This is a genomic window from Chachezhania antarctica, from assembly GCF_003646465.1.
GTDB classification, from domain to species: domain Bacteria; phylum Pseudomonadota; class Alphaproteobacteria; order Rhodobacterales; family Rhodobacteraceae; genus Chachezhania; species Chachezhania antarctica.
On record NZ_QZEX01000007.1, the window covers coordinates 301,614 to 324,521 of the forward strand.

Below are 22,908 nucleotides of genomic sequence, written 5' to 3' on the forward strand. Positions count from 1 at the left end.
AAGACGTGGAGACCGGCAAGCCATTGCAAGTCACCGAAGCAAAAATTGCATCGCACCGTTGCGGGGGACCAATTCAGTGAAGGACGAATTCGCCCACGATGTTCTGCCATTCGCCGGCCGACAGCATCTTGCGGTGCATGAACCGGACCGAATGCAGCGGGCCTTCGATCTCGCGCTGCCAGAACTCCATGAACTCGAACAGGCGCGGATGGTCCGGCGCGATGTCGTAGTCCTGCCAGACATAGCTGTTCAGAACGTTCTGGTAATCGGGCATGCGATAGTAGAACTCGGCCGTGGTCAGCCCGTAGCCCTTCAGCATCAGTTCGGTCTCGGATTCCTGCATCTTTCACCCCTTGACTAGGATCGGTTTATCGATGATGCAGCGCGGAAATTAATTTTCAATCATTACAGTCTGTTAGCCACCAAACCCGGTGGCTGCCAAATCGCTGTCCCCGGCCCCATTGCACTTGATATGCCGGGTCTGATACACTCCCTACACAATATCTGGGGCTGCCCAATTTGTGCGCGTTTCGTGCCTGGCACCCTTGAGAATCCCAAATCAAATCGGGCGCAAGAACTTTGAGCGACGACACGCAACCCCCTGAAATTCCTGACGAAACCCCGCCGGCCCGGCCCGTTTACGACGGGCCTTCGATCTCGATCGAGTCCGAAATGCGGACCTCGTATCTCGACTATGCGATGTCGGTCATCGTCTCCCGCGCAATCCCGGATCTGCGCGACGGGCTGAAGCCGGTGCATCGGCGGATTTTGTTCGCGATGCACGAAACCGGCAACAGTCACGACAAGCCTTACCGCAAATCCGCGCGGCCCGTGGGCGACGTGATGGGGAAATACCACCCCCACGGCGATTCGGCGATTTATGACGCGTTGGTGCGGATGGCGCAGGACTTTTCGATGTCGCTGCCACTTCTGGACGGCCAGGGGAACTTCGGCTCGATGGACGGCGATAACGCGGCCGCCATGCGCTATACCGAAGTGCGGATGGCCAAGCCCGCGGCCTACATGCTGGCCGATATCGAAAAGGATACGGTCGACTTTCAGGACAACTACGACGGCAAGGACCGCGAACCGTCCGTCCTGCCGGCGCGGTTCCCGAACATGCTGGTCAACGGCGCGGGCGGCATTGCCGTCGGCATGGCCACGAACATACCGCCCCACAACCTGGGCGAAGTGATCGACGCCACGCTGGCGCTGATCGAAACCCCCGACATGACCAGCGAACAGCTGATCGATTACATCCCTGCCCCGGACTTCCCGACAGGCGGCGTGATCCTTGGCCGGTCCGGCGCGCGCAAGGCGTATCTGGAAGGCCGCGGGTCGGTCATCATCCGGGCCAAGACCCGGGTCGAGGAGATCCGCAAGGACCGTTACGCCATCGTCGTGGACGAGATCCCGTACCAGGTGAACAAGGCCGCGATGATCGAGAAGATCGCCGAAGGGGTGCGCGAGAAGCGCATCGAAGGTGTGGCCCATGTGCAGGACGAAAGCGACCGTCACGGCGTGCGCGTCGTGGTGGAGCTGAAACGCGATGCGACGCCCGACGTGGTGCTGAACCAGCTGTTCCGCTTCTCGGCACTTCAAACCTCTTTCGGTTGCAACATGCTGGCGCTGAACGGCGGCCGGCCCGAACAGCTGACTCTGTTGCGGTTCCTGCAGGCCTTCGTCGACTTCCGCGAAGACGTCGTCGCCCGCCGCACGGCGTTCGAACTGCGCAAGGCGCGCGAACGCAGCCATATCCTGTGCGGTCTGGCCGTGGCCGTGTCGAACGTGGACGAAGTGGTCGCGACCATCCGGTCCTCGGCCGATGCGGGCGAGGCGCGGTTCAAGCTGATGGAACGCCGCTGGCCCGCGGCCGAGATCGAAGGCTACCTGCGCCTGATCGACGATCCGCTGCACAAGATGAACGATGACGGGACATACAACCTGTCCGAAGTGCAGGCGCGCGCGATCCTCGATCTGCGCCTCCAACGCCTGACCCAGCTGGGCGTTTCCGAAGTCACCGACGAACTGGAGGCGCTGGCCGCCAAGATCCAGGAATATCTCGATATCCTCGGCTCGCGCGAACGCATCCTCGAGATCATCGTGAACGAGCTGAACGAGGTGAAGGAGCTTTTCGCCGTCCCCCGCCGAACCGAGATCGTCGACTGGTCGGGCGACATGGAGGACGAGGACCTCATCGAGCGCGAGGACATGGTCGTCACCGTCACCTCCCGCGGGTACATCAAGCGCACGCCGCTGGCCGATTACCGCTCGCAGAAGCGTGGCGGCAAGGGCCTGTCGGGGATGCAGACGGGGGACGAAGATGTCGTCACCTCGCTGTTCGTCGCCAACACCCATACGCAGCTTCTGTTCTTCACCACCGACGGCATGGCCTACAAGCTGAAGACATGGCGCCTGCCCGCGGGGGGGCGTACCTCCAAGGGCAAGGCCGTGGTCAACATCCTGCCGATCCCGCCGGGCGTGTCGATTGCCGCGATCATGCCGGTGGACCGGGACGAGGACGAATGGGGCGATCTTCAGATCGTCTTCGCGACCTCGGCCGGGGACGTGCGGCGGAACGCGCTGGACGATTTCACCAACGTGAAGCGTAACGGCAAGATCGCCATGAAGCTGCCCGAAGGGGTGGAGCTGGTGAATGCGCGTATCGCCGGCGAAGACGACGACGTGATGCTTGTCACCGATTCCGGCCGCGCGATCCGCTTCCGGACGACCGATGTCCGCGTCTTCAAGGGCCGCGATTCCACCGGGGTTCGCGGCATCCGGCTGTCGGGCGATGACCGTGTCGTGTCGATGTCGGTTATCCGCCATTTCGAGGCGTCGGCCGACGAACGGTCGGCCTACCTGAAGATGCGCCGCGCGGTGGCCGGTCTGCCCGACGATGCCGAAACCACGGACGAGGAAGACGCCAACGCCATGGCCACGATCAGCCAGGAACGCTATGCCGAGATGTCGGCGGCGGAAAACCTTTTGCTGACGATCACAGCGGGCGGGTCCGGCAAGCTGTCGTCGTCGCACGATTACCCGGTCCGCGGTCGCGGCGGCATGGGCGTGGCGGCGATGGACAAGGCGATGCGCGGCGGGACCGTCGTGGCCTCCTTCCCGGTCGATCTGGACGATCAGATCATGCTGGCCACATCCACCGGGCAATCCATCCGGGTCCCGGTCGAAGGCATCTCGTTCCGGTCGCGCAGCGCGGGCGGTGTGAAAGTGTTCTCGACCGCGAAGGGCGAAGAGGTCGTGTCTGTCGCGTGGATCGCCGAACAGGGTGACGAGGACGGCGCTGACGACGGGATCGCCGAGGAATAACCTATGTTAGGTGCAGGCAATCTATTGCCTGCACAACCACTTGGCGGGTGGGCAGGATCCAAGAACCCTTGCGATAGTCGTCATCACTGATAGTAATTAACGCGTGGTGCCAGGGAGGATCCGGCGCCCGCCTTCCCCTGCGCCGGGCTGCTTCGCCTGCTGCGCTACAACCAGATCCGGCGGAAAATCCGCCTGGTAGAAATGAAAAAAGGGTTCCACATGCTTCGTTTCGCAAAACTCGCCGTCGTACCGGCAATTCTTCTTGCCGCCGCTTGCGACAACAGCGGCGCCGGCTACACGCCCATCGTCGACGGCCCGGTGGGCCCGAACTACGCCGCCGACCTGAGCCAGTGCCAGGCGCTGGCAAGCTCGCAGAACATCACGTCGGGCGGCGCCCGCAACGTGGCCACCGGCGCAGGCGTCGCCGCGGCCGGTACGGCGATCTTCAACAACACCGGCAACAATGTCCGCGACGCCGCCGCCGTTGGCGCGCTGGCCGGGATCGCGGCCACCGCGCTCGACAGCAGCCAGCAGCGCGAAGTCATCATCCGCAACTGCATGCGCGGCCGCGGCTACAACGTCCTGGGCTAAGTACTTCGATTGAAAGATACCGACAACGGCCGCCTGGCGGCCGTTGTCACCCCCGCTCCGGCCTACAGCCCGTAGAGCGCCCCGAATTTTCCTTCCAGGTAATCCAGCAACGGCCCTTCGCTGGGCGCAGCGCCCGTGGCACGTTCGATCAGGTCGCGGGGCTCGTACAGGCTGCCATGGCGCTGGACGTGTTCCTTCAGCCAGCTGCGCGCGGCCATCGTGTCGCCACGGGCAAGGTCATTGTCCAGCGTCGGGACAGCCTTGCGCAGGGCCTCGTGCAGGCAGCCGGCATAGACGTTCCCCAGCGCATAGGTCGGGAAGTAGCCGAACAGGCCCACTGACCAGTGGACATCCTGCAGGAACCCGTTCGACGGCTTGTCGACGGCAAAGCCGAAATCGGCAAGGAAACGATCGTTCCACGCGCCTTCCAGATCCGCAGGCTTCAGATCGCCGGCGATCAGCGCGCGTTCCAGATCGAAGCGCAGCATGATGTGCAGGTTGTACTGCACCTCGTCGGCGGCGGTTCGGATATAGCCCGAGGCGACGCGGTTCGCGGCCGCGAAGAAGCCATCGGCATCGCTGACGCCGATGTCACCGAAGGTCGATGTCATCCGGTCGAACAGCCAGCCGGAGAAAGCGCGGCTGCGGCCCAGCTGGTTCTCGTAGATCCGGCTTTGGCTTTCGTGCACACCCATCGACACGCCCCGCCCCAGCACCGTCAGCGCGAAGGCGGGATCGACGGACATCTCGTAGGTGGCATGCCCCGTCTCGTGGATGGTAGAGAAGACGGATTCCAGCGGATCGGCCGCCTGCGTCCGCGTCGTGATCCGCACGTCGCTGCCGCTGCCCGAGCTGAACGGATGCACCGCCCGGTCGATCCGCCCGCGGGTGAAATCGTAACCGAAGACCTCGGCCACCTTGTTCGAAAACACCATCTGCTGGTCGAGATCGAAGTCGCCCGACAGCGCGGGCGGTTCCGGCTTTTCAAGAATCGCCGAACGCAGCGCCACCAGCCGCACGCGCATCGCATCGAAGATCGTCCCGATCTCCGCGGCAGAGGTGCCGGGTTCGTAGTCGGACAGCAGCGCGTCATAGACCGACATGTCGGTCCCGTCGGCCAGCGCCGCGCCTTCTTCCTGCCGCAGGCGGATGATTTCGGCCAGGACGGGGTGGAAATCCGTGGGGTCGTTTTCCGACCGGGCCTTGGCCCAGATGCCCTGCGCGAGCGACGTTTGCCGTGCGATGGCGGTGGCCAGATCGGCCGGCACCTTGGTCGCGCGGTCATAATTGCGGCGGATGTCGCGCAGCTGCGCCTCGCCCGCAGGATCGGGGGCCAGCGCGTTTTCCAGCCAGTCGGCCACGCGCGGATCGGACTGGCGGGCGTGCAGAACGGATTCCATCGCCGCCATTTCCGCACTGCGTTGGGCCGCGGCACCGCGCGGCATCACCGTTTCCTGATCCCAGCCCAGCCGCATCGCGACTTGCTTCAGCGCCTCGGTATCGCGCTGGTAGGTCATCAGATCGTTGTAGGCGGTCATGCGGGCGTTCCCCTGATTGAGGCGGTGACGGGATAGCGCGCCTGCACGCGCGCCCGAAGGATGGCAGTGAAGACGATCACCGCGCCCAGCTGGTGCGTCAGCGCCAGGTGCAGCGGCACGATGTAAAGCAGCGTCATGATGCCCAGAAGCGCCTGCAACAGCACAAGCACAAGCACCGTCGCGAAGACATGCCGCGTGCGCGGATGCGCGCTGCGCCGGGACGAGGCGAAGGCCAGCACCGTCAACAGCAGCAGCAGGTAGGCCACGACACGGTGGATGAATTGCACAAGGCCCGCGTTCTCGAACAGGTTGCGCCAGACGGGCGTGATTTCGAACGCGCCTTCGGGGAACAGGCTGCCGCCCATCAGCGGCCAGTCGGTAAAGCTGCGCCCGGCGTCGATTCCGGCCACCAGCGCGCCCAGCAGGATCTGAACGAAGGCCACGATCACCAGCGCGGTGGTCCAGCCGCTCAGCGACGGTTCACGCAGGCGGCGGGACTGCATCAGCGCGCGGTCGTCCCGGGTCAGCAACATCCAGTCCCACGCAAGGATCCCAAGGATCACGAAGGCGAGCCCCAGATGCGTCGCCAGCCGGTAGCTGGCCACGCTGACCATGCCTTCGCCCTGCGTCACGCCCGATGACACCATCCACCAGCCGATGGCCCCCTGCACGCCGCCGAGGATACCCGGCAACGCCAGCCGCCCCGTCCAGCCTGCCGGGATCTTGCGCAACGCCAGGAACGCCAGGAACCCCACGGCCCAGACAAGCCCCACCATCCGGCCCAGCTGCCTGTGGCCCCATTCCCACCAGTAGATGGATTTGAAATCATCCAGCTCCATCCAGTTGTTGGTGATCTGGAACTGGTCGATGGCCTTGTAGCGCTCGAACTCCGCCTGCCAGTCGGCTTCCGACAAGGGCGGCAGCGCGCCGGTGATGGGTTTCCATTCGGTGATCGACAGCCCGCTGTCGGTCAGCCGCGTGGCACCGCCCACGGCGATCATGGCCACGACCATCAGGAACAGCACCGCCAGCCACACACGGATCGCCCTGCGCCCGCCAGGGCTGCGCCCGCGGTCGATCAATCCTGTCTGGGCCGTGGGTCGGGCCGTTTCGCCCTCGCCCACCTCTTCGAAGATGCTGCGCTTGGAGCTCATGAGATGCCTCGCATGGGTTCGACGAAAGGGAGGTGCCACGGTTTCGCAGGAAGATAAAGCCCCGGACGCCCCCGCCAAGAGGCCGAACGCCACATGGAACCGCAGGCCGCCCTGCTCGTTGGTTCTTGAACACACCCGCCCGGCCCGCGAGGCGCCGGAACAAATTACGGTTCGCCTCGATCTTCACGAAAGGACAATTGGTCATGAAGCCTGAAGACGCCGACATACCGACCCTGAAGGACGCCCTGGAAAGCCCCAGCCCGCATCGCGACCGTAGGCTGGCGGTGGAGCCGATGCCCAACTACAGCAGCACGCCCGACGGCCCCAACGAAACACCGGTCGCCTTCCGCGCCGCGTGGGAGCTGAAGGACCGCCCCCGCCGCATCGCGCTGTTGATGGACGACTGCCAGGAGGAATACCGGCCCTACGCGGGGGGTATCCTGCCGAACCTTGTCCGGATCCTGGAAACCTTCCGCGCCGCGAAGTCGGGCCATGGCATCTGCATCGCATGGAGCGCATGGACCCGGCATTTCGATGACGGGATCTCGAACGCAATGGACCGCTGGTACGGGCCGCGCGGTCTGAACCCTGACAACCCGGAAAACGCGGTCTATGTCTTCACGGGGTCGGAGGGCGTCCAGCCGCTGAAGGAAATCGCCCCGACGCCCGAGGAGGTCGCCGATGGCTGGTTCTACCACGGCAAGCATCTCGACATGTTCTGGACCTTCGATTCCGATGGCACGTCCTATCTCGACGAGAAACTGAAGGCGCATGACATCGACACCATCGTCATCACCGGGCTCTGGACCGACGAATGCGTGCTCAGCACCGCCTATGCCGGGAACTCGCGCGGCTATGACGTCGTGATCGTGGGCGATGCCGTCGACACCGCGACGGCCAACCAGGCGATCGCGCTGAAGGTGGCCAACAGCACCGTGGCCAACGTGCTGTCGACCGACGTTCTGGTAGACTACATGACCACTGATTTCGTCGTCGGAGAACGCGGCGCCGTGAAGGGCACGCGCTTTCCCGATGGTCGGAAAGACGGCTGAAACCTCAGAAAATGGCGGGATTCCCAGCGAATTCCCGGCCAAAGGTTTACATTTCCCTTTCGAATTGCCAATTCTGCGTCTGAGCATTGAGCAACCTGCGCGCTGCGCGGCCTCGGCAAATTCACACGCACTTGAAAGGATATTCGACATGACCCAGGCAAAGCCGGGCGATACCCTGCATCTTCGCTACGAAGGCAAACTGGATGACGGCACGGTCTTCGACAGCTCCGAAGGCCGCGATCCGCTGTCCTTCGAATTGGGCTCCGGCCAGATCATCCCCGGGCTCGAAGCCGGCGTGACAGGCATGGAAGTCGGCGAAAAGCGCACCGTGCGCGTTGAACCCTCCGACGCCTACGGCGAACACGAGCCCGAGCGGCTGCAGGCCGTCGACCGCGAGAACATCCCCGATCACATCCCGACCGATCCCGGCACCCAGCTGCAGGTCCAGACGCAGGACGGCCAGTCGCTGAACGTCGTGGTCGCGGAAGTGACGGAAAAAGAGGTCATCCTCGACGCCAACCACCCGCTGGCGGGCAAGGCGCTGACCTTCGACGTCGAACTGCTCGAAATCGCGTAACGTTTCCGAACGTTAAGCCTGTCACCGGCGCGCCAATCGTGCCGGTGACCACCGCCGCCTAGTCCTCGGGCGGACCGTTCCCCACCCGCGCGCGGATGCGCGTGCCATCCGACATGCCAAGGCAGACCACGATCTCGTCCGCTAGCGGCGCGTCCGGAATACCCACAGTCATCGTATCGATGTAATCGAAGAACCATGCCTCGTCCTTGTGGCCCAGCGGCAGGTCGATCGTCGTGCCCGGTCCCGCCACCTTGGCCGTCGATGGCATCAGGGACCGTCCTCCGCCGATTTCCGCGCGCACCGGCTTGCCCATCCGCGGATGCAGCACGGCCGCAGCATGTTCTGCCGCCCCGCCGGTGCCGACAATGGCAGCCTTGCCGTAGGTGACGGGCGGATTGTCCAGCACCTCGTGAATTTCGGCCGACAGGTATTCGCCAAGCGCGGCACCGAAATCGTACAGCTCGCCCATCTCGTCCAGGTCGGTGCCCGCATAGGGGTTCCGGATCACCGCCAGCGCCGCGACCCGCGTCAGCGGTGTGCACGGCGTCCCGTTCTCATCCGATGTCACGACCTCGCGCAGCAAGATCTTCTTGCGCAATTGCATCCTCTCCGCCCTTCAGCCCGTTCCTGTTCTGCTCGGATCCTGCGGAAGTGGGCCCCGGCTGGCAACCCGGGCTATCGCGCGGAAGGTCGCAGCGCGACGGTTCCTTTCGCGGCCGCGGCGCAGTAGACTTGGCCCGAGGCAGATAACAGGAGAAAGCGATGCGCAGAGCCATGATTGCCGCGTTCGCAGCAGGCGTGCTTTCGGTCGCGATGGGCGCCGAAACCGCGACCGCCGCGTCACTGGGAAAGTTCGAGGTCACCGGCGTCGAAGGCGAGGACATGCTGAAGATGCGCGCCGGCCCCGGCACCGGCTATGTGGTGATCGTGGGGCTTCCCAACGGCACCGTCCTGCGGGTTCACGAATGCGAACAGACCGGCAGCACGCGTTGGTGCCGCGTCTCGATGGACCGCGCCCGCAGCCTGAAAGGCTACGTGTCCTGGACCTACCTTCGGAAGCTTCCTTAGTTCACGGCAGTCCTGGCGCGACCTGTGTCGGGGGCCCAACCCCCGCCCGCGCTACGGGCGGCCTCCCCCGAGGTATCTCGGGACCGAAGAAGGCCGGGCGCTGTACACCGCTTCAAAATACCTCGGGGGGAGCCCGCGGGGCGATGGGGGCAGAGCCCCCTGCCCACTGCGCCGGAACGCGAAAAGGCCCCGCAATCGCTGCGGGGCCTTTCGAAATGCAAAACCTTGGAGCGGAGGCTCAGCCCTGGGCGGCCTTGGCCACTTCGGCGGCAAAGTCTTCGGCTTCCTTCTCGATGCCTTCGCCGACTTCAAGACGCACGAAGCCGGTGATTTCCACGCCGGCTTCCTTGGCCGCGTCGCCGACGGTCAGGTCCGGGTTGACGACGAACTGCTGGTTCAGCAGCGTCACCTCGGCCATGTACTTCTTCATGCGGCCGACGATCATCTTCTCGATCACCTGCTCGGGCTTTCCGCTTTCGCGGGCAATGTCCATCTGGACCTGCTTTTCCTTCTCGACAACCGCCGGGTCCAGCGAATCCTCGTTCAGGGCGGCCGGGTTCACTGCCGCGATGTGCATCGCGACCTGACGGCCGAAGGTTTCGTCGCCGCCTTTCAGCGCAACCAGCACGCCGATCTTGCCCATCGACGGCGCGGCCGCGTTGTGGACATAGGTCACGACCGTTTCGCCTTCGACGACAGCCATGCGGCGCAGCGACATGTTTTCGCCGATCTTGGCGATCTTGTCGGTGACCACGTCGGCCACTTTCTTGCCGTCGATCTCGGCTTCTTTCAGCGCGTCGATATCGTTAACGCCCAGAGCGGCCTGACCGATGGAGGAAACCATTTCCTGGAACTCGGCGTTCTTGCCGACGAAGTCGGTTTCCGAGTTCACCTCGACCGCGACGCCCTTGCCGCCATCGACGGCAACGACGACAAGGCCTTCCGCCGCGGTGCGGCCGGATTTTTTGGCGGCCTTCGCCAGACCCTTCGTGCGCAGCCAGTCCACCGCGGCGTCCATGTCGCCGTCGGTTTCGGTCAGCGCCTTCTTGGCGTCCATCATGCCTGCGCCGGTACTGTCGCGCAGTTCCTTCACCATAGCAGCCGTAATCGCCATCTCAGGTCTCCTAGAAACGTAAAATTTCGGGGGCAGGACTAACCCGCCCCGCATGTCAATTGCGTGACAACCCGACCGGACTTTGGCCCGGCCGGGCTGAAAAGATCAGGCCTCGGCCTTCGTTTCCTCGGCCGGTGCGGCCTCGGTGGCGGGCGCTTCGGCTGCGGGCTCTTCCGCCGGCAGTTCTTCGACCATCGTCTCTTCCATCTCGCCCAGGTCGACGCCGGCGGCGCCCAGCTGGTCGGTCATGCCGTCAAGCGCTGCGCGGCTGACCAGGTCGCAATAGAGTGCGATGGCCCGTGCGGCATCGTCGTTGCCCGGGATGATGTAATCCACGCCATCGGGCGAGCAGTTGGTATCGACCACGGCCACGACCGGGATACCCAGCTTGTTGGCTTCGGCAATCGCCAGCGCTTCTTTCTTGACGTCGATGACGAACAGGAGGTCGGGCGTGCCGCCCATGTCGCGAATGCCGCCCAGGGACGCCTGCAGCTTGTCCTGCGTGCGCTCCATGTTCAGCCGTTCCTTCTTGGTCAGGCCATCGGCGCCCTGTTCGACAGCCTCGTCGATCTGGCGCAGACGGTCGATCGATTGCGAGACCGTCTTCCAGTTCGTCAGCGTGCCGCCCAGCCAGCGGTGGTTCATGTAGTACTGGGCCGACTTCTCGGCCGCTTCCGCCACGGGAGACGCCGCCTGGCGCTTGGTGCCGACGAACAGCACGCGGCCGCCCTTGGCCACGGTGTCACGGACGACTTGCAGCGCCTGGTCCAGCATCGGGACGGTCTGCGTCAGGTCGACGATGTGAATGCCGTTGCGCTGGCCGTAGATGAACGGCGCCATGCGCGGGTTCCAGCGCTGTGTCTGGTGACCGAAGTGAACGCCAGCTTCAAGCAGCTGACGCATGGTGAACTCTGGCAGAGCCATGCTTGGTTTCCTTTCCGGTTAGCCTCGGCGGGGAATAGAGCGTTACGCTCCACCGGCGGACCTGTCGGGGATGTATCCCCCGACCGGCCCAACCCCGCCTGCGGGATTGAATGCGCGGGCCATACGGTATGGCGCGAGAATGTGCAAGACGCGATGTGGGGATTTGTGCGCCCGAGATCAAGCCCATGGGCAAGCGCGGCGCCCGGCAGCCTCCCGACCGGCATCCGAAACCACCCGTAGGGTGCGTGCTCTGCACGCACCGCCCCCTTACGACTTCGTCATGGTCGTCGTGACGTTCCGCGTCCTGCGGCTTTGCGTGAGCACGATCGCCGCCACGATCAGCAGGCAGCCAAGGATCTGGTGGATCGTCAGGGTTTCCCCAAGGGTGATGACACTGACGGCAAGCATCGTGGGCAGTTCGACGCTGCCGAAAACCGCCGTGCGCGAGGCACCGACAATCGGCGAACAGATCGTGTAGACAAGCTGCGGCACGAGCGCCGTTCCCAGCGCCAGCCCGGTGACCAGCAGCCAGACATGGGCGCTCTGCGGCATGACCTCGGACGCGTCCGACGCCAGCATCGACGGCGCCAGCGCCATGACCGATCCCAGCGTGACGCAGGCGATCCGCGCCAAGGGCGGGATGCGGTTCAGGCGGTAGACCAGCACGCAGATCCCGAAGCCGAAGCCCGCCGGTGCGGCCAGCGAGATTACAAGCGCCGGCAATTGTTCGGCCGGCACCACCTGCGGGTTCCCCGCGATCAGGGCCGCCAGCAGGATCATGCCCGCCGCGATCAGCGCCCGTCGCGTGATCCGGTCCTTGAAGATCAGCCACGAGATCAGCACCGTGAAGACCGGGTAGGTCATGTACAGCACGCCGACCGTCGACGCCGGGGCCACCTTCAGCGCCGCGGCATAGCCGCTCCAGCCCAGCCCCATCGCGGCACCCGCGGCCATGCCCCACAGAAGCTCTCTCCAGGCGGCCAAGTTGCCGAACAGCACGGGCAGCAGGACAACCGCTGTGATCACGTAGCGAAAGAAGGCGATGGCCTGCGGCGCGATGCCCTGATCGCTCAGCCCGCGGCTGAAATAGGGCACCACCCCGAAACAGATCGAGGCAAAGATCACACCGGCCCCTGCCAGCACGAGGTGCGCCGCCGGGGCTTCCTGATTGATCGAACCACTGGTCATGTCATCGCGCTATCACGACAGACCGGCGCGATCCATTCCAGTGATCGCCGCGCATAACCGGCCGTCGGGGCACTGCCGTCAGATTGCTTTCAGACGGGCAGCCGACCCAGCGCGTCCTGCAATCCCTTGCGCACCTGCACCTCGCAGGTCTGTGCCAGTGCCTTACGGTCGGGGAACTGCGCGGGGATCAGGGGTTCGTGATAGATCAGCTCGGCCCTGCCCTGCGGGACCGTGGCCAGCGACTTGATGAGGTCGGTCCCGAAGCTCATGTCGCCCCACCAGCCATAATAGCGCGGGTCCCGGCCCGGCGGCGCGTGGTAGACGACCGTCACGGGCTGGACCTGCACGTTCTCGCGCAGGCCGTCGGCAAAGAAGGCGGCGAACAGCGACGTCTTGAAGGGCAGCACCCGTGTCCCGTCGCTGGAAGTGCCTTCGGGGAAAAACAGCAACCGGTCGCCCGCCGCGAAACGGGTTTCGAACAGGGCCTGCTGGCGGCGGGCCTCGCTGGATTTGCGTTCGATGAAGATCGTGCCGGCGGCGCGGGCGATGACGTTGATCCCGGCCCAGCCCGCGACCTCGGACTTGGCGACGAAGAAGACGGGGACGCCCGCGTTCAGCGTGAAGATATCCAACCACGAGCAGTGGTTCGACACGATGGCCCCTGCCCCCTTCATCGGGCGTCCGCGCACGGTGATTCCGATGCCCATCAGGCGCAGCGCCATGCGGCTGGTCACACGGGGGACCTGTCCCGACAGGGGCCGCCGCTGGCCCGCGAACGGGTATTCGATGCCTCGCAGAACAAGGTTCACCAGCAGCGCCGCGATCATGGTCAGGATCAGCGCCCCGCCCCGCAGGATCAGCAGCGCCCAGCCCAGGGGAGTCGCGTGGACCTCCGGCGGCGGCTCGCCACTGTCCCAGGGCTTCGTCATGCCCGGCTCATGTCCGGCGGGGGCCGGTGTAGATCCGGCTCTGCTTCTCGTTCAGCTTCGCGGTGTCCAGCACAAGGCAGATGTCGGTCGTGTTGAAATCGCGGTCGATGAAGGCGCCGTCGCCCACGAAGCCGCCCAGCCGCAGATACGCCTTGATCAGCGCCGGGATCTCGCGCATCGCGGCCTTCCGGTCCAGCTGCCCGTCCGGGACAAGATCCATACGCTGGTAATGGTCGGCCACCACGCGCGGACGCAGATCCGGCGGCGCCAGGTGGTTTCGGTGCAGCATCGACAGCGGCTGGGCCAGCGCCTCCACGTCCGTTCCGTGGAAGCTGGCGACGCCGAACAGGATGTCGATGTCATGGTCGGCCACGTAGTCCGCCAGCGCGGCCCAGAGGTGATACATCACCGCCCCGCCGCGATAATCGCGATGCAGGCACGACCGGCCAAGCTCCAGCAATCGCCGCCCGCTGCCCGTCAGGACCGAGAGGTCGTATTCGTCTTCGGAATAGTACCCGCCCATCGCCGCCGCGCGTTCGGGCGGCAGAACGCGGTACACCCCCACCACAGCCCCTGTATCGGTATCCGTGGCGATCAGGTGGTCGAAATAGGGATCGCAGCGGTCCCGCTCCAGCCCGGCGGTATGGTCGATCATCTCGCCCCCGCCCCCCAGTTCGCGCACGAAAACATCGTAGCGCAGCGCCTGGGCCGCGCGCAGCTCGTCTTCGGTTTCGGCGATCCTGACCGAGATCGCGTCCCCCTGCTGCGACACTTGAGAATTGACGCTCATGTGCTCGTCGGTGCCCTGGTCCGTTGCGGTGGTGCGTGATACCCCAGTTGCCCCGGAAAGAGCAACTAACCACTCAAAAGTTGTGTTAACCTTTCCGTAACCAGTTTCAGGGATCAACGACGGGGATAAGCGCGATGCGCGTGCCGTCGAGGACCACCTTTCCGGTGTCGGGGAAGTTCACGGTCACCTTCGCGCCCGTATTCGACTGAACCTGGCCCGTGCCCCATTCGGGGCGGTCGGGATGCCTGACAAACATCCCCGGGGTCAGAAAGCCGTTGAGATCGTTCATCCGCGGTCTCCTTCGGTGCGGGTCCTGTCGTTGGTATCAATGACGGCGGTCCGCGAACAGGGGTCGCGCTGCGGTTCGCCCGCGCCGGGGCCAACACGAAAACGGCATTGAGCGCCGCAAACTGCAGGGAAGTACAATGGGTCAGCCCTCGAACAATCTGGCATCCCTGATCGGATCGCGCATCTGTCACGATCTGATCAGCCCGATCGGCGCCATCCAGAACGGGATCGAGCTTCTGGATCTCTCGGGCGCGGTCAAGGGCCCCGAAATGATGCTGATCGCCGACAGTGTCGGCAATGCCGGCGCGCGGATCCGGTTCTTCCGCATCGCGTTCGGCGCCAGCACCGACCAGGCGCTGGGACGCTCGGAAATGACGACCGTTCTGGAGGACATGGGACGCAATGCCCGCATCAAGGTCCGGTGGGAGCCCGCGCACGACCTTACCCGGGCCGAAGTGCGGCTGGCCTTCCTTGCAATCCTGTGTTTCGAGACGGCGATGCCGTATGGCGGCACCGTTCGCGTCAGCCACGACGGCAAGGGCTGGACGATCACCGGCGCGGCCGAGAAGCTGAGCGTCAACGACGCGCTGTGGGACGCGCTGCCCACCCGCCCGGACGATCCGTCACCCGGCCCGGCAGAGGTCACGCCGGCCCAGGTCCAGTTCCTTCTCCTGCCGCTGACAGCACAGGAACAGGGCAAGACCATCGCCGTGACCCGCACGGACACGGACATCACCCTGACGGTCTAGGCCTCAGGCCCGTACCGTCCCGTTCCCCGTCACGAGGTACTTGAAGCTGGTCAGCTGCTCGGCGCCCACCGGCCCGCGCGCATGCATCTTGCCGGTGGCAATCCCGATCTCGGCCCCCATTCCGAATTCACTGCCATCGGCGAACTGGGTCGAGGCATTGTGCATCAGGATCGCGGAATCCAGCCGTTCGAAGAACCGCGCCACCGCCTCCGCATCCTCGGTTACGATGCAATCGGTGTGGGAGGAGCCGTAGCGGTCGATATGGTCGATCGCGGCATCGACATCATCGACCACCTTCGCGGCCATGATCATGTCGAGGTACTCTTGCCCCCAGTCCTCGTCGCGGGCCGGCACGGTGCCGCCGACGGCCAGCACGCCCTCTGCGCGCATCTCGACTCCGGCCCCTACCAGCGCCGTCACCAGGTCACGCCCCAGCCCCTCGGCCACGTCACGATGTACCAGCAGGCATTCGGCCGCGCCACAGATGCCCGTGCGCCGGGTCTTGGCGTTCATCACCACGTCCATGGCCTTCTTCGGATCGGCGTCCTTGTCGATATAGACATGCACGATGCCTTCCAGATGGGCAAAGACCGGCACCCGTGCCTCGCGCTGGACAAGGCCGACAAGGCCCTTGCCACCACGGGGCACGATGACATCGACATGATCGGTCATCGTCAGCAGTTCCTTCACCGCCGCCCGGTCGCGCGTGGGGACAAGCTGGATCGCGTCCTCGGGCAGCCCGGCCTTCTTCAGGCCGTCCACCAGGCAGGCATGCAGCGCGGTCGAACTATGGAAACTTTCCGACCCGCCGCGCAGAATCACGGCATTCCCGGCCTTCAGGCACAAAGCGCCCGCATCGGCCGTCACGTTGGGCCGGCTTTCATAGATCACGCCGATCACGCCCAGCGGTGTGCGCACGCGCTGGATATGCAGGCCGGTGGGCATGTCCCATTCCGCCAGAACGGCGCCCACCGGATCGTCCTGATCCGCCACGGCGCGCAGGCTTTGGGCGATCGCTTCGACCCGGGGCGCATCCAGCCGCAGCCGGTCCATCATCGCGGCGCTCAGGCCCTTTTCCTGGCCGAAGGTCAGGTCCAGCGCATTCGCCTCGACGATCCGGTCCGCGTTCGCCAGAACCGCGTCGGCTGCGGCAAGCAAGGCCGCGCGGCGCGCGTCGGCTGGAGCGAAGGCAAGCACCTTGGAGGCCGCTTTCGCGCGGGCACCGATATCCGCCATCAGGGCGCCGATATCTTCCAGATCCTTCATTGCCTTGTCCCTTTCTTGCCATTCCCGGACGCACCCGTCCGAACCTTACAAACCCCGGTGACGCGGATCCCGGAGGATCGCGCCCGAGACGGTGGTCGGTCGCCGGAGGCGACCGGCCGGGGTGGGCGGGCGGGCCGTCTCGGGCGCGATCCGGCCGCCCGACATCCCGCGCGCCCTCAAAGTGCCATGTCGTCGCGGTGGATCAAGACCGAACGGCCCGGGTAGCCCAGGCTTTCCTCGATCTCGGCCAGCCGCCGCCCGCGGATCGTCCGCGCCTCTTCGCCCGTGTACCGTGTCAGGCCCTGTCCCAGCCGCGCACCATCGGGCCCCAGCATCGACACGGGCTCCCCGCGCCCGAACCGACCCGTCACCGCCGTGACACCGACCGGCAGCAGGCTTTTGCCTTCCGCCAGCGCCGCCACGGCGCCTGCGTCCAGCGTGATCTCGCCCTTGGGCTTCATCGCCCCGATCCAGCGCTTCCGGGCGGTCTGCGGATCCAGCTGCGCCGTGAACCACGTTGCCGGCGCCCCATCGGCCAGCGCGCGCAACGGATGCAGGCCGGCCCCCTTGCAGATCGCCATCGCGCAGCCCGAGGCCGTCGCCGTGCGCGCCGCCATCACCTTGGTGCGCATCCCGCCCTTCGACAGGCCCGAGCCCGCGTCGCCCGCCATGCCTTCGATTTCGGGGGTGATCACATCGACCACCTCCAGCCGCGTCGCCGAAGGGTCAATTGACGGGTTGGCAGTATAAAGGCCATCGACATCCGACAACAGGATCAGCCGGTCGGCACCCACGGTCACGGCCACTTGCGCCGCCAGACGGTCATTGTCGCCATAGCGGATCTCGTCCGTGGCGACGGTGTCGTTTTCGTTCACGATGGGAACGGAGCCAAGGCCCAGAAGCATTTCCAGCGTCGCCCGCGCGTTCAGGTAGCGTCGGCGGTTCGCGCTGTCTTCAAGCGTCACCAACACCTGCGCCGCGATGATCCCGCGCCGTGCCAGAGCGTCCTCGTAGGCGCGCGCCAGTCGGATCTGGCCCACGGCTGCCGCCGCCTGGCTTTGTTCCAGCGCCAGCGCAGTTGCGGGCAGGCCCAGCACGCCACGCCCGAGGGCGATGGAGCCCGAGGACACGACAACCACGTCACAGCCCGCCGCGCGCAAATCCGCCACGTCCTGTGCCAGTGTGTCCAGCCATTCGGCCCGCAAGGCGCCGGTCTCCCGGTCCACGAGCAGGGCCGAACCGATCTTGACCACGACCCGCGTCGCCCCCGAGAGGGAGGGCCGCGCGATCTCCGTGCTCAGGGCGTCCATCCGGCGTCCTCCTCGGCGGGCGCCTCCGCGGCCTTGCCGCCGTCGATCTCGGCCTGAAGCGCGCGCAGAACGTCCTGCACGCCCTCTTTCGAAACACCCGACATGGCGAAGACCGGGCCGCCCGTCGCCTTGCGCAGGGTGGCCAGCGCCTCTTCCCGCGTTTCGGGGTCCATCGCGTCGACCTTGTTCAGGGCCGTGACCCGCGGCTTGTCGGCCAGATGGCCGCCATAGGCCTCGAGCTCGTCGATGATGGTCTGGTAATCGCCCGCGATATCGTCGGAAATCCCGTCGACAAGGTGCAGAAGCACGGAGCACCGCTCCACGTGGCCCAGGAACCGGTCGCCGATCCCCTTGCCCTCGTGCGCGCCTGCGATCAGGCCGGGGATGTCGGCGATCACGAATTCGCGGTTGTCCACGCCCACCACGCCCAGATTGGGATGGAGCGTCGTGAACGGGTAATCGGCGATTTTGGGCCGGGCGTTTGACGTGGCGGCAAGGAAGGTCGACTTGCCGGCATTGGGCAGGCCCAGCAGACCCGCATCGGCGATCAGCTTCAGCCGCAGCCACAGGGTACGTTCCACGCCCGCCTGCCCGGGGTTCGCCCGGCGCGGCGCCTGGTTGGTGGCCGATTTGAAATGCAGGTTGCCGAAGCCGCCATTGCCGCCGCGCGCCAGTTCCACGCGCTGCCCGATCTCGGACAGGTCGGCGATCACCGTCTCTTCGTCTTCGTCAAGGATCTCGGTGCCCACGGGAACGCGCAGGATGATGTCATCCCCGTCCTTGCCGCTTTTCTGCTGGCCGCGACCCGGGGCGCCGTTCTTGGCGAAATGGTGCTGCTGGTAGCGGAAATCGATGAGCGTGTTCAGCCCTTCGACCGTTTCGGCCCAGACCGATCCGCCCTTGCCGCCATCGCCGCCATCGGGGCCGCCATATTCGATGAACTTTTCGCGCCGGAAGCTGACGCAACCGCCGCCGCCCGCGCCGGACCGGACATGAACCTTGGCGAGATCGAGGAATTTCATGTCACGGGTCCTAAAGCTTGCCCCAACAAGGGGGGATCAGAGTTTTCGACTATATGTCCAGGTGGGTACATTCGACCCGCGGGAAAGCGAATAGGTTTCGGCATCCCCAAGATATTCAAAGCCCGCGTGGATCAGAACCCGGGCCGAGGCCGGGTTGTCCTGAAAGACCGACGCGAAATAGGTCCGGTCGCCCAGCGGGTTGGCGTTCACCAGCGCGTTCACCGCATCCGAGGCCAGACCGGTATTCCAGAACGCCGGTGCGATCCAGTAGCCGATCTCCGACTGGTTGCGATCCATCCGTACAAGCGAGATCAGGCCCATCACTTCGGTGCCATGATACTGCGTGCCGTCGATCGCCCAGACGTCTTCAACCCGGTCTTCCGACAGCGCACGCGAAATGAACGCTTCCGTCGTGCCCGGTGGCAGCGGATGCGGGATCGAGGTCGTCATCTTCGCCACGCGCTCGTCGCCGGCATAGAGCTCGATCAGCCCCTGGTCCGAACGGCGCAGTGGACGCAGCGAGAAACGATCCGTTTCGATAACCGCCTGGTTGACGATGCGATCATGTATCATTCGGGCATCTCCTCCGAAATGGATCCCCCCGGCGTCATGCCGGCCCTGACCCTGCCCTGGCTCCCCAACCCCTGGGGAAAATCGTATTCGCAATTACGAAAGGGGACCGGCGGTTTCGCCGATCCCCCTGAACATAGTGTTAACCTGTCAAGGTTCGGCTTACTCGGCGGCCTCCGCCGCTGGCAGAACCGAAATGAAGGTACGGCCCTTGAGGCCTTTCTTGAAGGTCACCTGGCCTTCGGCCGTCGCGAACAGCGTGTGATCCTTGCCCTGGCCGACATTGTCGCCGGGCCAGAACTTGTTGCCACGCTGACGGACGATGATGTTGCCGGGAATGGCCGACTGGCCCCCGTACAGTTTCACGCCGAGGCGGCGGCCTGCAGAATCGCGTCCGTTACGCGAGGAGCCGCCTGCTTTTTTATGTGCCATTTGGGAGTCTCCTTGCCCTTAGCTGTCTCAGTTGTCGCCAGCCAAGGTTTTGGCCTGTTCGACCCAGCCTTCACGCTGGATCCGCCCTTTGAACGAAAGCTTCTCGTCCATAGCAGCGATCTCGTCTTCGGTCCATGCCGCAATCTGCGCAAAGCTGGTCACGCCCGCGTCAAGCAGCTTCTTTTCCAGCGCCGGTCCGACACCCGAAAGCTTCTTCAGGTCGTCGTTGCCAGCAGCGGGTGCCGCGGCGGGTGCTTCGGCCTTCGGCGCTGCCTTTTCCGCTTTCGGAGCGGTCTTGGCTTTCTTCGCCTTGGCGATTGCGGTGTCGGTGGGCATGTCCAGCTTGCCGGTGCCGATCGCCGCTTTCACGCCGCTCTTGTCCCCGCCCGAAGACAGGATTTCGGTCACGGTCAGCAGCGTCAGGTGCTGGCGGTGGCCCTTGGTGCGCTTCGACGAATGCTTCCGGCGACGGCGAACATAGTGGATCACCTTTTCGCCGCGCTTCTGTTCGACCACTTCGGCCTGAACGGCAGCGCCTTCGATGAAGGGCGCGCCGACCGTGGTCGCGTCGCCGCCCAGCATCAGCACGTCGTTGAACTGGATCTTTTCGCCGGCGTCTGCCGCCAGGCGTTCGACTTCAAGCATGTCGCCAGCGCGAACCTTGTATTGCTTGCCGCCGGTCTTGAATACCGCGAACATCGCGTCTTCCTTCTTTATCCCCGCGTCCTGTGGTCCCCTTACGGGCGTTTGCGGCCGGTTTCCCGGCCACCGCGGACTGCGCGCCCTTTGATGGGGCGTCATGACGATGATTCCGCACGCAGGTCACCCCACGCCGGAGGCGGCCTTATCTACCGATCCCCCTGCCCTGTCAAGCGCCCGGGCACAGGGTTGTCACGAGGTATTCAGATGTCCTGCCCCGGCGACAGGTCGGCCATCCGGGCGGCCAGGGCTTCGAACCGGTTGGCCGTGATCTCGTTCTGGATCGCCAGCAGCAATTCGTAGACGTCCTGCATAAGCGGCGCTTCCAGCGCCTCGGTATAAATCAGGATCTCTTCGTCGGAGAAATCGCGGTAGGTCAGCGCCGCATGGGCCAGCGCCGAGGCTTCAAGTTCCACCCGCATCGGGCCTTCCTGTTCCTTCATCATCTCGGACAGGGTGTCATAGTCATAGGGCAGATCGATGACGCCCGCCGCGTTGGCAGCGATCAGGAACCGCAGCTGGATCTCGCGGATCGCGGCCAGTGACGTCTCGGTCGAGCCAATGGCGCTGTTCATCCGCTTCAGGATCCCGATCCGGGGCGAGCCTTCGCGCACCATCTGGGCCACCAGTTCGGCACCTTCGTCGCGGTCCGTTTCGTCGTCGCTCATATGCGCCGCGTTCTCGGCCAAGACCAGCCGCTGACCCAGCTCGGTGGCATAGAAGTTCTCGGCATGATCGGCCAGGTCCTCGGTCAGCGAGGCCTCGAGGATCTGCACGGCCAGGTCATGCAGGATCTCGGGCGCGAAGACCTCTTCCGTCAGTCGTGTCCATTCCGACCCGAAGCTCCCCGTATCCATCCCAAGAATCGCCGGGGCCGACCCGGCAGTCTGCCCGACGCTTTCCATCGCGACATCGAATCCCGTGATCTCGAGGAACTGTTCGATCCGGTCGCGGCCAAGACTGTCGAACGCCCGCGACGGAGCGGCCGAAAGGCAGGCGATCGCCAGCGCGGCCATGAAAACGGCCAGTCTGGCAGGGAATACGGAGCGGGTGCGTACTGGATCGGTCATCATGGGTCCATGATTAAGGAACGACGCGCGGCACACAACGCCCTTTCGTACGGGAAAGCGACGTTCTGCGCAAAACAGCGCTTTTCCCGTCTTGCACGCCGTTTCGTTCGCCGCTACACGGTCCCCCCAGACCCCCGCGGAGAGGTGCCGGAGTGGTCGAACGGGGCGGTCTCGAAAACCGTTGATCCTTCACGGGATCCCAGGGTTCGAATCCCTGTCTCTCCGCCATTATACCTGTTGTGAACACGGACAAGCGCCCATAGCGGCGCGGAAATAGTCGTGTTTTCAACGGGCTTTGCCTCCCCCATGCGAACCTCTGAGACTGTGCGCCAGGCCCGTTCCGGGCTCTGAACGGCGCTCCGTCTCTGTTCGGGCGAACCTCGCCGAATTCGGTTCGGTCGGATTTTTCAGCGTCTTTCCAATGACCTGACTTACAAAACCGCCAAAACTTCGCCCATCGTGTCAATCGTCTTCGAGGGGAACAGAGCCGCAACACGCAAGAGGCTCAGCCGGTGGGTCCGCTGGCCGAATGGCACGTAGCGGTGGCGGTTCATGGTGGTGGGTCTTGCACCGCAACCTCTGCTACGATTGGTTCCCTGTATTCTTCATCGGGAATTTCGGCGACAGCCATGAGACCCTGCACGGTCTCATCAACATCCAGTGAGAGTTGACCTCGAAATAGTGACCGATGCGGCTCGGTGGTTAGGCAGGGTCATGTGGTTGCACGGCGCTGATCTGGTCGGGGCGCGCTTGACGTCTTGCCCACTGTCTCGTCGTACTGCTAGTGTTCCCCGTCTGACGTAGGATTCCCAATGCCGCTCGCTCGTGGCATGAGTGGGAGATGAGACGCTCGGATATCTGCCTTTACCTTGGCCCCGCCGACCGCACTGAGCTTGAAGCTCTGCGCACCAACCGCAACACGCCGCGCAAGCTCGTTTGGCGGGCCGGGATCGTACTCGCGACAGCTGATGGCGTGGGGACCGTTGAGATCATGCGGCAGACGGGCATGTCGAAGCCGACGGTCTGGCGTTGGAAAGAGCGGTATCTTGACGAAGGAGTGCCAGGCCTCAAGCGCGACAATACGCGGCCCTCGCGTGTGCCGCCGCTTCCCAGGGAGGTCCGGTTGTCAATCTCGGCGACAAAATGGGCCATTTACCGGCGCAAAAAGGGGCCAAGGTTCGGGATAGCGGTGGCGCTCTGGCGCGTGTGCTCATCATATAGCTAACGCGTGTCAGAGCGCGCTGGCCGCA

At 64.8% G+C, this 22,908-nt stretch carries 24 protein-coding genes and 1 tRNA gene; 8 read left to right on the forward strand and 17 right to left on the reverse strand.

Annotated elements, in window-relative coordinates:
* Positions 1-73: 73 nt before the first annotated feature.
* Entirely contained in the window at positions 74-343 is a 270-nt protein-coding gene (locus tag D4754_RS15800) for an usg protein (RefSeq protein WP_121065271.1), read from the reverse strand.
* Between the two features lie 236 nt (positions 344-579).
* Here D4754_RS15800 and gyrA point away from each other — a divergent pair, with 236 nt between their 5' ends.
* Positions 580-3,327: a DNA gyrase subunit A gene (gene gyrA / locus D4754_RS15805; RefSeq protein ID WP_121065272.1), complete on the forward strand. Its 2,748-nt coding sequence runs from the start codon at positions 580-582 to the stop codon at positions 3,325-3,327.
* Positions 3,328-3,546: 219 nt separating this feature from the next.
* Positions 3,547-3,918, forward strand: coding sequence for a glycine zipper family protein (locus D4754_RS15810; RefSeq protein ID WP_121065274.1), 372 nt, complete (start codon positions 3,547-3,549; stop codon positions 3,916-3,918).
* 62 nt (positions 3,919-3,980) lie between these two features.
* Here the strand turns inward: D4754_RS15810 and D4754_RS15815 are convergent, their stop codons facing one another.
* A complete protein-coding gene (locus D4754_RS15815; RefSeq protein ID WP_121065276.1) occupies positions 3,981-5,456 on the reverse strand; it encodes a carboxypeptidase M32 in 1,476 nt (491 codons plus the stop codon).
* Positions 5,453-6,610, reverse strand: coding sequence for a heme A synthase (gene ctaA, locus D4754_RS15820; protein WP_121065278.1), 1,158 nt, complete (start codon positions 6,608-6,610; stop codon positions 5,453-5,455). The genes D4754_RS15815 and ctaA overlap by 4 nt, the downstream gene beginning before the upstream one ends.
* 203 nt (positions 6,611-6,813) lie before the next feature.
* On the opposite strand from ctaA, the gene D4754_RS15825 reads away from it, so the two are divergent.
* Positions 6,814-7,662: a cysteine hydrolase family protein gene (locus D4754_RS15825; RefSeq protein WP_121065279.1), complete on the forward strand. Its 849-nt coding sequence runs from the start codon at positions 6,814-6,816 to the stop codon at positions 7,660-7,662.
* 148 nt (positions 7,663-7,810) lie between these two features.
* The gene (locus D4754_RS15830; RefSeq protein ID WP_121065281.1) at positions 7,811-8,239 is read left to right on the forward strand and encodes an FKBP-type peptidyl-prolyl cis-trans isomerase; all 429 of its coding nucleotides are present in this window, start codon (positions 7,811-7,813) and stop codon (positions 8,237-8,239) included.
* A 58-nt stretch (positions 8,240-8,297) separates the two neighbouring features.
* Here D4754_RS15830 and D4754_RS15835 read toward each other — a convergent pair whose 3' ends face one another.
* Positions 8,298-8,843, reverse strand: coding sequence for an amino acid synthesis family protein (locus D4754_RS15835; protein WP_121065283.1), 546 nt, complete (start codon positions 8,841-8,843; stop codon positions 8,298-8,300).
* A 158-nt stretch (positions 8,844-9,001) separates the two neighbouring features.
* On the opposite strand from D4754_RS15835, the gene D4754_RS15840 reads away from it, so the two are divergent.
* Positions 9,002-9,307, forward strand: coding sequence for an SH3 domain-containing protein (locus D4754_RS15840; RefSeq protein ID WP_121065285.1), 306 nt, complete (start codon positions 9,002-9,004; stop codon positions 9,305-9,307).
* Positions 9,308-9,545: 238 nt separating this feature from the next.
* Here the strand turns inward: D4754_RS15840 and tsf are convergent, their stop codons facing one another.
* From tsf to D4754_RS15870, 6 genes are all read right to left on the reverse strand, one after another.
* The gene (tsf, locus tag D4754_RS15845) at positions 9,546-10,421 is read right to left on the reverse strand and encodes a translation elongation factor Ts (protein WP_121065287.1); all 876 of its coding nucleotides are present in this window, start codon (positions 10,419-10,421) and stop codon (positions 9,546-9,548) included.
* Between the two features lie 105 nt (positions 10,422-10,526).
* On the reverse strand, positions 10,527-11,345 hold the full coding sequence (gene rpsB, locus D4754_RS15850) for a 30S ribosomal protein S2 (RefSeq protein WP_121065289.1): 819 nt from the start codon (positions 11,343-11,345) through the stop codon (positions 10,527-10,529).
* 267 nt (positions 11,346-11,612) lie between these two features.
* Positions 11,613-12,533, reverse strand: coding sequence for a DMT family transporter (locus D4754_RS15855; protein ID WP_121065292.1), 921 nt, complete (start codon positions 12,531-12,533; stop codon positions 11,613-11,615).
* A gap of 89 nt (positions 12,534-12,622) precedes the next feature.
* Entirely contained in the window at positions 12,623-13,462 is an 840-nt protein-coding gene (olsA, locus tag D4754_RS15860; protein WP_121065294.1) for a lyso-ornithine lipid O-acyltransferase, read from the reverse strand.
* A gap of 7 nt (positions 13,463-13,469) precedes the next feature.
* Positions 13,470-14,252 carry an L-ornithine N(alpha)-acyltransferase gene (gene olsB, locus D4754_RS15865; protein WP_121065296.1) on the reverse strand — a complete coding sequence of 261 codons (783 nt, stop codon included), beginning with the start codon at positions 14,250-14,252 and terminating at the stop codon, positions 13,470-13,472.
* Between the two features lie 106 nt (positions 14,253-14,358).
* On the reverse strand, positions 14,359-14,541 hold the full coding sequence (locus tag D4754_RS15870) for a DUF3553 domain-containing protein (protein ID WP_121065298.1): 183 nt from the start codon (positions 14,539-14,541) through the stop codon (positions 14,359-14,361).
* 136 nt (positions 14,542-14,677) lie between these two features.
* Between D4754_RS15870 and D4754_RS15875 the strand changes: the two genes are divergently transcribed.
* Positions 14,678-15,289 (forward strand): histidine phosphotransferase family protein, encoded by a 612-nt coding sequence (locus D4754_RS15875; RefSeq protein WP_121065300.1) that lies wholly within the window; start codon positions 14,678-14,680, stop codon positions 15,287-15,289.
* Positions 15,290-15,292: 3 nt separating this feature from the next.
* On the opposite strand, the gene D4754_RS15880 is transcribed toward D4754_RS15875, so the two are convergent.
* From D4754_RS15880 to D4754_RS15910, 7 genes are all read right to left on the reverse strand, one after another.
* On the reverse strand, positions 15,293-16,555 hold the full coding sequence (locus tag D4754_RS15880; protein WP_121065302.1) for a glutamate-5-semialdehyde dehydrogenase: 1,263 nt from the start codon (positions 16,553-16,555) through the stop codon (positions 15,293-15,295).
* 176 nt (positions 16,556-16,731) lie between these two features.
* The gene (gene proB / locus D4754_RS15885; RefSeq protein ID WP_121065304.1) at positions 16,732-17,865 is read right to left on the reverse strand and encodes a glutamate 5-kinase; all 1,134 of its coding nucleotides are present in this window, start codon (positions 17,863-17,865) and stop codon (positions 16,732-16,734) included.
* The gene (gene obgE, locus D4754_RS15890) at positions 17,853-18,887 is read right to left on the reverse strand and encodes a GTPase ObgE (protein WP_121065306.1); all 1,035 of its coding nucleotides are present in this window, start codon (positions 18,885-18,887) and stop codon (positions 17,853-17,855) included. The genes proB and obgE overlap by 13 nt, the downstream gene beginning before the upstream one ends.
* 36 nt (positions 18,888-18,923) lie before the next feature.
* Positions 18,924-19,460, reverse strand: coding sequence for a GNAT family N-acetyltransferase (locus tag D4754_RS15895; RefSeq protein WP_121065308.1), 537 nt, complete (start codon positions 19,458-19,460; stop codon positions 18,924-18,926).
* Positions 19,461-19,619: 159 nt separating this feature from the next.
* Positions 19,620-19,889, reverse strand: a complete 270-nt coding sequence (rpmA, locus tag D4754_RS15900) for a 50S ribosomal protein L27 (protein ID WP_121065310.1) — start codon at positions 19,887-19,889, stop codon at positions 19,620-19,622.
* 27 nt (positions 19,890-19,916) lie between these two features.
* Positions 19,917-20,588 (reverse strand): 50S ribosomal protein L21, encoded by a 672-nt coding sequence (locus tag D4754_RS15905; protein WP_121065312.1) that lies wholly within the window; start codon positions 20,586-20,588, stop codon positions 19,917-19,919.
* 203 nt (positions 20,589-20,791) lie between these two features.
* A complete protein-coding gene (locus D4754_RS15910) occupies positions 20,792-21,658 on the reverse strand; it encodes a DUF2059 domain-containing protein (protein WP_240453907.1) in 867 nt (288 codons plus the stop codon).
* Between the two features lie 138 nt (positions 21,659-21,796).
* Between D4754_RS15910 and D4754_RS15915 the strand changes: the two genes are divergently transcribed.
* A tRNA-Ser gene (locus tag D4754_RS15915) sits at positions 21,797-21,886 on the forward strand.
* A gap of 613 nt (positions 21,887-22,499) precedes the next feature.
* Positions 22,500-22,883, forward strand: a complete 384-nt coding sequence (locus tag D4754_RS24655; RefSeq protein WP_420837214.1) for a helix-turn-helix domain-containing protein — start codon at positions 22,500-22,502, stop codon at positions 22,881-22,883.
* Positions 22,884-22,908: the final 25 nt, after the last annotated feature.

Excerpts from the sequence above, each read along its gene's own strand:
- D4754_RS15800 (WP_121065271.1), bottom strand. The coding sequence starts at position 343 with ATGCAGGAATCCGAGACCGAACTGATGCTGAAGGGCTACGGGCTGACC.
- D4754_RS15810 (WP_121065274.1), top strand. The coding sequence starts at position 3,547 with ATGCTTCGTTTCGCAAAACTCGCCGTCGTACCGGCAATTCTTCTTGCC.
- D4754_RS15815 (WP_121065276.1), bottom strand. The coding sequence starts at position 5,456 with ATGACCGCCTACAACGATCTGATGACCTACCAGCGCGATACCGAGGCG.
- ctaA (WP_121065278.1), bottom strand. The coding sequence starts at position 6,610 with ATGAGCTCCAAGCGCAGCATCTTCGAAGAGGTGGGCGAGGGCGAAACG.
- D4754_RS15825 (WP_121065279.1), top strand. The coding sequence starts at position 6,814 with ATGAAGCCTGAAGACGCCGACATACCGACCCTGAAGGACGCCCTGGAA.
- D4754_RS15830 (WP_121065281.1), top strand. The coding sequence starts at position 7,811 with ATGACCCAGGCAAAGCCGGGCGATACCCTGCATCTTCGCTACGAAGGC.
- D4754_RS15835 (WP_121065283.1), bottom strand. The coding sequence starts at position 8,843 with ATGCAATTGCGCAAGAAGATCTTGCTGCGCGAGGTCGTGACATCGGAT.
- D4754_RS15840 (WP_121065285.1), top strand. The coding sequence starts at position 9,002 with ATGCGCAGAGCCATGATTGCCGCGTTCGCAGCAGGCGTGCTTTCGGTC.
- tsf (WP_121065287.1), bottom strand. The coding sequence starts at position 10,421 with ATGGCGATTACGGCTGCTATGGTGAAGGAACTGCGCGACAGTACCGGC.
- rpsB (WP_121065289.1), bottom strand. The coding sequence starts at position 11,345 with ATGGCTCTGCCAGAGTTCACCATGCGTCAGCTGCTTGAAGCTGGCGTT.
- D4754_RS15855 (WP_121065292.1), bottom strand. The coding sequence starts at position 12,533 with ATGACCAGTGGTTCGATCAATCAGGAAGCCCCGGCGGCGCACCTCGTG.
- olsA (WP_121065294.1), bottom strand. The coding sequence starts at position 13,462 with ATGACGAAGCCCTGGGACAGTGGCGAGCCGCCGCCGGAGGTCCACGCG.
- olsB (WP_121065296.1), bottom strand. The coding sequence starts at position 14,252 with ATGAGCGTCAATTCTCAAGTGTCGCAGCAGGGGGACGCGATCTCGGTC.
- D4754_RS15870 (WP_121065298.1), bottom strand. The coding sequence starts at position 14,541 with ATGAACGATCTCAACGGCTTTCTGACCCCGGGGATGTTTGTCAGGCAT.
- D4754_RS15875 (WP_121065300.1), top strand. The coding sequence starts at position 14,678 with ATGGGTCAGCCCTCGAACAATCTGGCATCCCTGATCGGATCGCGCATC.
- D4754_RS15880 (WP_121065302.1), bottom strand. The coding sequence starts at position 16,555 with ATGAAGGATCTGGAAGATATCGGCGCCCTGATGGCGGATATCGGTGCC.
- proB (WP_121065304.1), bottom strand. The coding sequence starts at position 17,865 with ATGGACGCCCTGAGCACGGAGATCGCGCGGCCCTCCCTCTCGGGGGCG.
- obgE (WP_121065306.1), bottom strand. The coding sequence starts at position 18,887 with ATGAAATTCCTCGATCTCGCCAAGGTTCATGTCCGGTCCGGCGCGGGC.
- D4754_RS15895 (WP_121065308.1), bottom strand. The coding sequence starts at position 19,460 with ATGATACATGATCGCATCGTCAACCAGGCGGTTATCGAAACGGATCGT.
- rpmA (WP_121065310.1), bottom strand. The coding sequence starts at position 19,889 with ATGGCACATAAAAAAGCAGGCGGCTCCTCGCGTAACGGACGCGATTCT.
- D4754_RS15905 (WP_121065312.1), bottom strand. The coding sequence starts at position 20,588 with ATGTTCGCGGTATTCAAGACCGGCGGCAAGCAATACAAGGTTCGCGCT.
- D4754_RS15910 (WP_240453907.1), bottom strand. The coding sequence starts at position 21,658 with ATGACCGATCCAGTACGCACCCGCTCCGTATTCCCTGCCAGACTGGCC.
- D4754_RS24655 (WP_420837214.1), top strand. The coding sequence starts at position 22,500 with ATGAGACGCTCGGATATCTGCCTTTACCTTGGCCCCGCCGACCGCACT.